The organism is Pseudomonas sp. W2Jun17 (assembly GCF_023127795.1).
GTDB lineage: Bacteria > Pseudomonadota > Gammaproteobacteria > Pseudomonadales > Pseudomonadaceae > Aquipseudomonas > Aquipseudomonas synxantha_A.
On sequence record NZ_SPKO01000016.1, the window covers coordinates 40347 to 50396 of the forward strand.

A 10050-nucleotide genomic window follows, 5' to 3' on the forward strand; every position below is an offset into this window, starting at 1 on the left:
TCCTTGTGGTCAGGCCGGAGCGCGAGGCGGATAGATCCGCGTGGGCATCCAGAAAATCAGCAGGATCAACGCCACCGCGACACCGGCCATGACGACGTAAAGATCCGAAGAGGTCAGCACCACGGTCTGCTCGTGCAAGCGGTGGGCGAGGCCCGGAGCCTCAGTGTCGGCCAGGGGCGAATTGCCCAGGCGGTCCACCAACATGGTTGAATGGAAATGCCCGCGCTGGGTGGTCAATGTATCCAGCACCGCAGTGGCGATCACAGCGGCCAGGCCCTTGACGGTATTGAACCAGGCCGAAGCGAACGGCCCTTCGATGGGTTGAATACTGCCGGTGGACAACATCAGCAGTGGCAACACGGCCATCGGCTGGCCGAAAATCTGCAACAGGTACCAGCCATAAAAATCGTCGCGGATCCACGCCGAAGTCAGGTGCGAACTGCCGATGCAGCACAGCACCAACATGCCAAGGCCAATCCCCAGCACCCAGCGGCAATCGACCCAGCGCAGGTTGCACAGCGCCGCCACCAACGGCAACGCGATCAATTGCGGCAACGCCATCAGCAGCATCACCGGCGCAGTTTGCAACGGCCGGTACCCCTGGACCTGGGCAAGGAAACTGGAGGGGATGATGATCACCGAGGTCAGCACCATCAGCACGCCTGCCAGCACGATCAGGGCGAAGGCCAGGTTGCGCAGGCCGAGCATCTGCAATTTGAAGAAGGGTATTGGCTGCGACCATTCGTTGAGCATGAACAACACCAGCAAGAGCGTGCCACCACACAACAGGAAGGTGATCAGGCCCGACTCGAACCAATCCAGGCGATTGCCCTGCAACAGCCCGATCACCAACATGCAGATCGCCGGAAAGCCCAGCAGCAGGCCGCGCCAGTTGAACTGTTTGAAACGCTCCAGGCGCAGCGGGTCCTGCGGTATGCCATAGGCCACGGCGACCATCGCCAGCAGGCACGGCCCGACGATTTGCCAGAACGCCCACTGCCAGCCGACGTATTCGGTCCACAACGCCGCCAGCGGAGTACCCAGGCTCGGGCCGAAGGTGGCGGTCAGGGCGTAGCCGGCCAGGCCATACAGCTTGACGTTGGCCGGCAGAAAACGCAGTGCCACGGTCATCAGCATCGGGGGCAGCGCGCCACCGGCCAGGCCTTGCACGGTACGCAGCAGCAGCAGGCTTTCGTAGTTGGGTGCGAACGGGCAGAGAATGCCCAACACGGTGAACAAGCCGATGGCGCACAGCGTGAAACGGCGCAGGGAAAACGTCACCGAACACCACGGCGCAAAGGCCATGGCCGCCACGGAAGTGGCCGTGTAGGCGGCGACCAGCCAGGTGCCTTCATCAAAGCCGATGTACAGCGCACCGCGGATATCGGCAAGCGCCACCTTGGTGACCATCTCGTTGAGACCGGACACCAGCACCGCCAACAACACGCCGACCAGGCCGATGATGATGCGCGGGCCGAACACGGGCGGGGCCGGGGCAACAGGTTTGGCTGCGGCCTGAAAAGCGGGGGCAGCGAGGGATGTCATGAACAGGTAACTCGGAATGAGAAATACCTGAGCAGTTTAATCAGGCTATAGCATGACAAAAAGTTACTTATCGGAAGTTTATAAGTGCGCCAGGCGCAATCCATAGGTGGGAGGGGGCTTGCTCCCGATGGCGGTATGACAGCCACCTGATGTGAAGCTGATACACCTCTATCGGGAGCAAGCCCCCTCCCACATTTGATTGTGCATGGCTTGAGGTTTTTAGTTGGGTTGGGCTTCCAGCCAGGTGGCGTGGCAACTCTCGCGCATGGTTTCACGCAGCCATTTGTGCGCGGGGTCTTTGTCGAAGCGCGGGTGCCAGGATTGGGCCAATACCAGGGTCGGCAAGGAGATCGGCAGCGGGAATGCACGCAATGGCAAGTTCAGGCGTTTGGCGCTCAGGAGCGCTTCCTTGGGCACCGGCATGATCAGGTCGGATTCCGGCAACATGAACATGGCACCGTGGAAGCCCGGCGCGATCATCGCCACGCGGCGCTCCAGGCCCTGCTCGTTCAGCGCGGTGTCGATCGGCCCGCGGGCGATGCCGCGGCGCGAGATGCTGATATGGGAATAGCTGGCAAAGCGTGCGGCGGTGATCTCTTCGTCGAACAGTGGGTGATCTTGTCGCGCCAGGCCGACGAAGGTGGTGGAGAACAGGTTCTGCACCTTCACTTCGGGGCTGACCGGCATGGTGTTGCTCACACGCAGATCCAGGCGCCCTTCGCGCAGAGCTTCGTCGTCGGTGTCGCCTTCAGGCACAAAGCGCAGCTCGCACAGCGGGGCCACACGCTCCATGGTGTCGAACAAGCGACCGCCATATACGCCAATAAAAAAGTCATTGGCGCGTACGCTGAAACGGCGGCGCAAGGTACTCAAATCGACTTGATCCGCCGAGCGAAACAGCAACGCCGCCTGCTCCACCACGTTGCGTACCTGGCCTTGCAGCTCAAGCGCCTTGGGCGTCGGCACCAGGCCGCGACCGGCACGTACCAGGATCGGGTCACCGACAGCTTCACGGATACGCGTGAGGGTACGGCTCATGGCCGCCGGGCTGAGGCTCATCCGCCGTGCGGCGCCGACCACACTGCCCTCATCGAGCAACGCGTCGAGGGCGACCAGCAGGTTCATGTCTGGTAATTGCATGCCAAGCACTCGTGATCTGTGGGGAGTGAACTGGGCGCAATCGTAGCAGGCTTTACCGGTTCAGAAAGGCGCATCGCCCTGGATGGTGGTGCGATACAACTTGCGGCGCAGGTGGCTTGGGCAACCGGCGGCCAAGTGGATCAGCGAGCGGTTGTCCCAGAACACCAGGTCGTGGGGCTGCCACTGGTGGCGGTAGATGTTTTCCGGCAGCACGCTGTGGGCATAGAGCTGGGCCAGCAACTCACGACTTTCGTCATCGGGCAGGCCGACGATACGGGTGGTGAAGCCTTCGCTGACGAACAACGCCTGGCGGCCGTTTTCAGGGTGGGTGCGCACGACGGGGTGCACCACTTCGGCGACCTGGGCGAGTTGTTCGGGGGTGAGGGTCGGGCGCCAGTTGCCTTCGAATTTGGTTTCGCTGTAGCGCGCCGTGTAGGAGTGCGCAGCACTGCGGCCTGCAACGGCTTTGCGCAGGTGCTCGGGCAGTTGCTCCCAGGCTTTGTGCATATCGGCGAACAGGGTGTCACCGCCTTCGGCAGGCAGTTCCTGGGCGTGCAGCATCGAGCCGAGGCTGGGCAGTTCCTTGTACGACAGGTCCGAGTGCCAGAACTTGCCCGCGTCCCCCAGGCCGATGGATTGGCCGTTCTCGATGATGTTGGAGACGATCAGGATTTGCGGGTGATTGGCCAGCAGGAATTGTTTGAGCACGTGGATCTGCAGCACACCGAAACGGCGGCTGAACGCGATTTGTTGTTCGGGGGTGATGCGTTGGTCGCGGAACACCACGACGTGGTGGTCCAGATGTGCGCGGTGGATACGGGCAAAGTCCTGGTCATTGACCGGGCGGGATAAGTCCAGGCCGATGATCTCGGCGCCTACACTGCCGGGGAAGGGCCGGACATCGAAGGTTTGGGCAGTGGTGGGGGCAGCAGCGGTGGCGGACATTGGTTTCACTCCCGGCGGACAGGGGAGTGAATTTATAGGTATAAGAATGGAAGTTTAAATACTGTTAGGGCATATCGATATGGCGTTTGGTTTGAGGTGCTGGGGGATGCTGAGGGCCTCATCGGGGGCAAGCCCCCTCCCACATTTTGATTTGTGAACACATTCAAATGTGGGAGCTGGCTTGCCTGCGATGAGGTCGGTACAGGCGCTGAAGATCAACGCTCGTGCAACGCCTCGGCCCGCGCCTTGATGATCGGTTTGAGCAGGTAGCTGAGGATGCTTTTCTTGCCGGTGATGATGTCCACCGAGGCAACCATGCCCGGGATGATCAGCAACGGCTTCTCATCGGTGCCCAAGTGGCTGCGGTCGGTACGCAGGGTGATCATGTAGTAAGTGGTTTTCTTGTCTTCATCGGTGATGGTGTCGGCACCGATGCGTTCGAGCTTGGCCTTCAGCCCGCCGTAGACGGTGTAGTCATAGGCGGTGAACTTGACCACCGCTTCTTGCCCCGGGTGCAGGAAAGCGATGTCTTGCGGACGGATTTTGGCTTCCACCAGCAGGGTGTCGTTCAGCGGTACGATTTCGACCATGTCGCTGCCCGGCTGGATCACGCCGCCGACCGTGTTGACCAATAGTTGCTTGACGATCCCGCGCACCGGCGAGGTGACCAGGGTACGGCTGACCCGGTCGTCCAACGCGCGGCCCGTGGACTCGGCCTTGTTCAGTTCAGTGCGAGCCTCGTTGAGCTGGGTCAGGGCTTCACTGCGGAACTTGCCACGGGTTTCGTCGATCTTGCGCTGCACTTCCTTGATCGCCGATTCGGCGCGGGGGATTGCCAGGGTGGTGGCATCCAGTTGGCCGCGGGTTTCCATTTCGGCGCGCTTGAGGCGCAGCACTTCCACCGGCGATACCGCGCCTTGCGCCACCAGTGGCTCGGACATGTTGATTTCCTGGCGTTGCAGGGACAACTGGCTGCGGTACTGGCCTTGCTTGGAGGTGAATTCACGCAGTTCCTGCTGGCGCTGTACCAGTTGCTCTTGCAGGCCGCCGACTTCGTCTTTCAGTTGCTGGCGTCGGCTCTCATACAATGAGCGCTCGTTGGCAGCCTGGCTCGGCGCGGCCTTGAGTACGTCGTCGGGGATGTTCAGTGGGCGATCATCCACCTGCGCACTCAGGCGCTCGACGCGCAGTTGCATGGCCAGGCGCAAGGCTTCGGTTTCTCCGGCGTTGGAAACGAACCGGGTGTCGTCGAGGCGAATCAACGGGGCACCGGCCTCTACGATCTGGCCTTCCTTGACGTACAGCTCGGCAACGATACCGCCTTCCAGGTTCTGGATTTTCTGCAATTTGGACGACGGAATCGCCTTGCCGTCGCCACGGGTCACTTCGTCGATCTGGGAGAAACCCGCCCAAACCACCAGGAACACGAAAAAACCGATGATCGCCCAGATGGTCAGGCGAATGACGCGCGGGGCATCTTCGATCAGCGCTTTGTTGACCTCGGGCAGCGGCTGGCCCTGCAGCGAGTCGGTGCCTTTGAAATAGCGGCCGACCGCACTCTTGATGGACTTAAGCAACACTGATCTGCCCCTTCTTCAACGCTTCCATGACCACGGCTTTCGGGCCGTCCGCGAGAATCTGCCCACGGTCGACCACCAGCAGGCGGTCCACCAGCGAGAGCAGTGAGGCTCGGTGCGTGACCAGCACCACGGTCTTGTTTTGCACCACGGCTTGCAGGCGTTGTTTCAAGCGTTCTTCACCGGTGTTGTCCATGGCGCTGGTGGGTTCGTCCAGCAGCAGGATGGGCGGGTTGAGCAACAGCGCGCGGGCCAGGGCGACGTTCTGACGCTGGCCGCCGGAGAGGTTCTGACCACGCTCGCCCACTTGCAGCTCGTAGCCCTGAGGGTGCAGACGGGCGAATTCGTGTACACCGGCCAGCTCGGCGGCTTGCAGCACCATTTCGTCTTCGACGTAGCGCGCACCGCTGACCAGGTTGTCGCGCAGGGTGCCAGCAAGCAACTGAATGTCCTGGGCGACGTAGCCGATGTTATGGCGCAACTCGCTGACGTCGATCTGGCGCACGTCCACGCCGTCCACCAGCAGGGCGCCGGAGTCAGGCTGATACAGGCCGACAATCAGTTTGGCCAGGGAGCTTTTGCCCGAGCCGCTACGACCGATGATGCCGATTTTTTCCCCTGGCTTGATCACCAGGTTGATGTTCTTCAGCGCCAGGTTCTGCTGGTTGGGGTAGGTGAAGTTCAGGCCCCGGCATTCGATGGCGCCTTGCAGGGTGCGGCGGCTCATGGGGCGCTCTTCGAAATTGCGCTCTTGAGGCAGCTCCATCATCTGGTCCACCGAGGTCATGGTGACCTTGGCCTGCTGGTAGCGCGTGAGCAGGCCCGACAGCGAAGCCAGCGGGCTCAAGGCGCGGCCACTGAGCATGTAGCAGGCAATCAGGCCGCCCATGCTCAGGTTGCCGTCGATGATCTGGTACACGCCGAATACGATCATGATCACGCCGGCCAATTGCTGGATCAGCAGGGTCATGTTCATCGACAGGCCCGACAGCAACTTTACCCGCAGCTCAAGCCGGCTCAGGGTGCCGATGGTCTGCTCCCAGCCATACTGGCGCTCGCTCTCGGCATTGTTGACCTTGACCGCATCGAGCCCGGCGAGGGTTTCGATCAGGCTCGACTGGCGTTCAGCGGCCAGGGCCATGGTGCGTTCCATGGTGGCTACCAAGGGCTTTTGCAGGGCATAGCCGATGCCCAGGGCAAGCGGAAACGCCAGCACCGGGATCCACACCAGGTGCCCGCCGAGGATGGCGATCACCATAAAGATCAGCAGCGTGAACGGCAGGTCGATCAGGCTGGTGAGGGTCAGCGACGCGAGAAAATCGCGCAGGCTTTGAAACTCATGGATGTTCTGGGCGAAGCTGCCGACCCGCGCCGGGCGGTACTTCATGGACATGCCGACGATGCGTTCGAACAGCGTGGCCGAGATGATCAGGTCGGTTTTTTTACCGGCCAGGTCCAGGCACAGGCTGCGCAGGCTTTTGAGGATCAGGTCGAACAGGTATGCGCCACAGATGCCCACGGCCAGCACCCACAGGGTGGCGGTGGCCTGGTTCGGTACGACGCGGTCGTACACGTTCATCACGAACAGCGGCGCGGCCATGGCGATGATGTTGATCAGGAAGCTGGCGGCGATGGCGTCGGTGTAGAGCCAGCGCGAACGCATGAGGGTGTCACGGAACCACGAACGCGCCCGTGGAATCAGGCTGCCGTGGTTGACGTCGAATTTGTGTTGCGGCTGGGCGAAGAAGACCTTGCCGATGTAGTCGTCGGCCAATGCTTCGCGCTTGATCAGCACTTCGCCGCCGTCACTTTCGCTGAGCAGCACCCGCGCCTCATCGTCGCCCTGCCAACCCACCAGCACGGTGCTGCGACCGTCCTTGAGCAACAGCAGGGCCGGCAATGCAATCGTGGGGATCTGCTCCAGCTTGCGTTGCAGCAGCCGGCCTTGCAGCCCGGCCCGCGCAGCAGCACGCGGCAGCAGTTCGGCACTCAAGCGTTGCGAGGGCAGCGGCAGGCCGGTGGTGAGCATGGCCGCGCTGGCAGGCTTCTGGTGCAGTGCGCAGAGTGCCAGCAACCCGTCGAGCAAAGGGTCGTCGTGCAAAGCGCGTGGATCATGACTGAGATGAACTCGACCGATTTCAGATTCCACGCGGTGCACTCTCGACTAACAGATGGGGCTATTGGGGGTGGCTCAATTCATCCCAGGCAGTTGGACTTTAGGTTTCACGTCGTTCTGCACGACGGAGGCCATCGGTGCGACCACTCCCTGGCTCTTGAGCAATTCGCCCATGGTCGCCTTGATTCGGTACTGAGTAAATAACTGAATGTTCTTGATTTCTTCCAGGCGGCGGGAAGCGGTGAACAATTCATTCTCGCTGTCGAGCAAATCCAACAGGGTACGTTGGCCAAGGCTGAACTGCTGCTGGTAAGACGTGCGTACGCGGGTGCTGTGATCCACATACTGCTGGGCGACCGGCAATTGCGCGTTGGCGTTACTCAAGGCGTTCCAAGCCAAGCCTAGCTCTTCGTTGAGTTGGCGCAAGGCGTTGTTGCGAATATCCAAGGCCTGGTTGGCCTGGTAGGACTTCGATTGCAGGTCAGCCTTGTTGCTGCCACCGGCAAACAGGTTGAAGCGCATGCGCACCATGGCTTCCCAGCCGTTGCTGTGGTTGGGATCACCGGAGACGTTGTTGTCGGCGTTGGTGCCAAGCTCGGCGTCAAAGCGCGGGTAGAAGGTGGACTTGGCGGCTTCGTACTGCTTCTCGGCGGCGGAGATATCCGACTCGGCCGAGCGCAGGACCGGGCTGTTGTCGAGCATCTGGCGACGGGCTTCATTCAGGTCGGCCGGCAGCATGGCCATGAACGGGGCCGGGCGCTCGAGTTGGTCTGGCATCTGGCCTACGGCGCTGAGGTAGTTGACCTGCGCGTCGGCCAGGTTGGTTTGCTCGGTGATCAAGTTGTTGCGGGCCTGGGCCAGACGCGCTTCGGCCTGGTCCTGGTCGGCACCGTTGCCGACGCCACGCTGGGTGCGCAACTTGATCTGATCGTAGATGCGCTCGTGGTTGCGCAGGTTGTCTTCGGCCAGGCGCACAAACTCACGACGGGTCAGCACTTCCAGGTAAACCTGGGCAACGGTCAGCGCTGTGCGTTCGGACGTACCGAGCAAGGAATAGGCACGGGAATTAACGTTGGCTTGTTGACGCCCGACTTCGCTGGAGGTAGCGAAACCGTCAAAAATCATTTGCTGCAGACGCAGGCTGGATTCACCGCGGTTGAGCGTGTCCCAGTGGTTGCCGCTGGGGTTGTTGGCGCGGGTAGTGGCGTTGTCAGTCCCTTGACGACCGTAACCGGCGTTCAGGTCGACACGCGGCAGATAACCACCTTGGGCGGCGCGCAATTGGTAATCGGCGGCGATACGGCTGTTTACACCCGCCTGGATTTCCGGGTGTACATCCAATGCCTGCTGCATGGCTTGGGGCAGTGTCTGGGCTTGTACGAAACTGGCGGCGAGAACGAACGGTATTGCCTTGAACAGGTGCAGACGCATTAAAAAATTCCCCAGGACTTCTTGTCTCAAATCACAGCGATGAGTACCGCTGCGTCGGATAATGGCTACCGTAATGACCGTACGTCGGAAAGTTCAAAAAGCGGAACTGCTTCACACATGTAGGACGGTTCGCCGCATAAATATCAATGTGACATTACAGAGGCGATTGTTTAGGATGGCGACCATAAGGTCAATACTTTGGCACAAACTAGATCGCTAAAAAATCTAGCCAAATATTTGACGTCAATACATATATAGACTACGCCCTCCCAATTGGCAGCGCTAATAGCGCGCTGCGAAATGGAATTTGTCGAAACGGATCGCCGGAGAAAATTTTAATGAGCAGTGTTGTTGCCATCGTCAAAAGCATTGTTGGTCAAGTTTTCGTTATTTCTCCGGAAGGAACACGTCGCGTCCTTGTAGAAGGTGACCGCCTGTTTGCAGGCGACCAGATCGACACAGGCATGTCGGGCGCAGTCAGCCTGGAACTGGCCGACGGCCGCATCCTGGACCTGGGCCGGGACACCCAGTGGAGCGCCGATATGCCGGACTCCACTGCCGATCTGGCCGCGGCCAGCGAACAAGCCGCGCCATCGGTTGCCGAGCTGCAACAAGCCATCGCCGCCGGCGCCGACCCGACCACCGAACTGGAAGCCACCGCCGCAGGCGCAAACGCTACCGGTAATGGTGCCGCCGGGGGTGGCCACAGCTTTGTGGTGCTGGACGCGACCGCCGGCCGTGTCGACCCGACCATCGGCTTCCCCACCGCGCCTATCGGCCAAGGCACTTCGGCACTCAACGCCCTGAGCGGAGCGCCAGGCTCGGCGGACTCGGGCAACCAGGTGCTGCAGCCTTCGACCCTGACCCTGAGCGCGACGCCAACCATCACCGAAGCGGGCGGCGTGCTGACCTACACCGCCACCGTGACGCGGCCCTCCACCAGCGACCTGACCGTCACCTTGACCAATGGCGCGGTGATTACCATCCCGTCGGGCCAGTTGACCGGCACCGTCAATGTGCCTCTGGCCCCTAACGACAGCCCGTACATCGACCCGGGCCAGATCAGCGTCGGCGTTACCGGTACCACCGGCGGCGGCAACCTGGTATTGACCATCGACCCTAACCCGGCCGTAACGCAGATCACCGACACCATCGACACCACCACCGTCACGCTGACGGCGGGCAATACCGTGACGGAAGGCGGCCAGATCACCTACACCGCCACCCTGACCAACCCGGCGCAAACCCCGGTGAATGTCACCTTGAGCAATGGCTCGGTGATCACCATCAAGGCCG

General features: G+C 61.2%; 7 protein-coding genes. 1 reads left to right on the forward strand and 6 read right to left on the reverse strand.

Annotated elements, in window-relative coordinates:
* Positions 1-9 precede the first annotated feature (9 nt).
* From E4O98_RS11755 to E4O98_RS11780, 6 genes are all read right to left on the reverse strand, one after another.
* Positions 10-1545, reverse strand: a complete 1536-nt coding sequence (locus E4O98_RS11755; protein ID WP_248135132.1) for an MFS transporter — start codon at positions 1543-1545, stop codon at positions 10-12.
* A 219-nt stretch (positions 1546-1764) separates the two neighbouring features.
* On the reverse strand, positions 1765-2685 hold the full coding sequence (locus tag E4O98_RS11760) for a LysR family transcriptional regulator (protein WP_032878513.1): 921 nt from the start codon (positions 2683-2685) through the stop codon (positions 1765-1767).
* A 60-nt stretch (positions 2686-2745) separates the two neighbouring features.
* The gene (locus E4O98_RS11765) at positions 2746-3630 is read right to left on the reverse strand and encodes a TauD/TfdA family dioxygenase (RefSeq protein WP_248135135.1); all 885 of its coding nucleotides are present in this window, start codon (positions 3628-3630) and stop codon (positions 2746-2748) included.
* A gap of 215 nt (positions 3631-3845) precedes the next feature.
* Entirely contained in the window at positions 3846-5210 is a 1365-nt protein-coding gene (locus E4O98_RS11770; protein WP_032878516.1) for an HlyD family type I secretion periplasmic adaptor subunit, read from the reverse strand.
* Positions 5200-7356, reverse strand: a complete 2157-nt coding sequence (locus tag E4O98_RS11775) for a type I secretion system permease/ATPase (RefSeq protein WP_005783538.1) — start codon at positions 7354-7356, stop codon at positions 5200-5202. Before E4O98_RS11775 ends, E4O98_RS11770 begins: the two co-directional genes overlap by 11 nt.
* Before the next feature lie 42 nt (positions 7357-7398).
* On the reverse strand, positions 7399-8754 hold the full coding sequence (locus tag E4O98_RS11780; RefSeq protein ID WP_228309178.1) for a TolC family outer membrane protein: 1356 nt from the start codon (positions 8752-8754) through the stop codon (positions 7399-7401).
* Between the two features lie 338 nt (positions 8755-9092).
* On the opposite strand from E4O98_RS11780, the gene E4O98_RS11785 reads away from it, so the two are divergent.
* Positions 9093-10050 (forward strand): retention module-containing protein (locus E4O98_RS11785; RefSeq protein WP_248135137.1); only part of this gene is annotated, 958 nt, incomplete at its 3' end.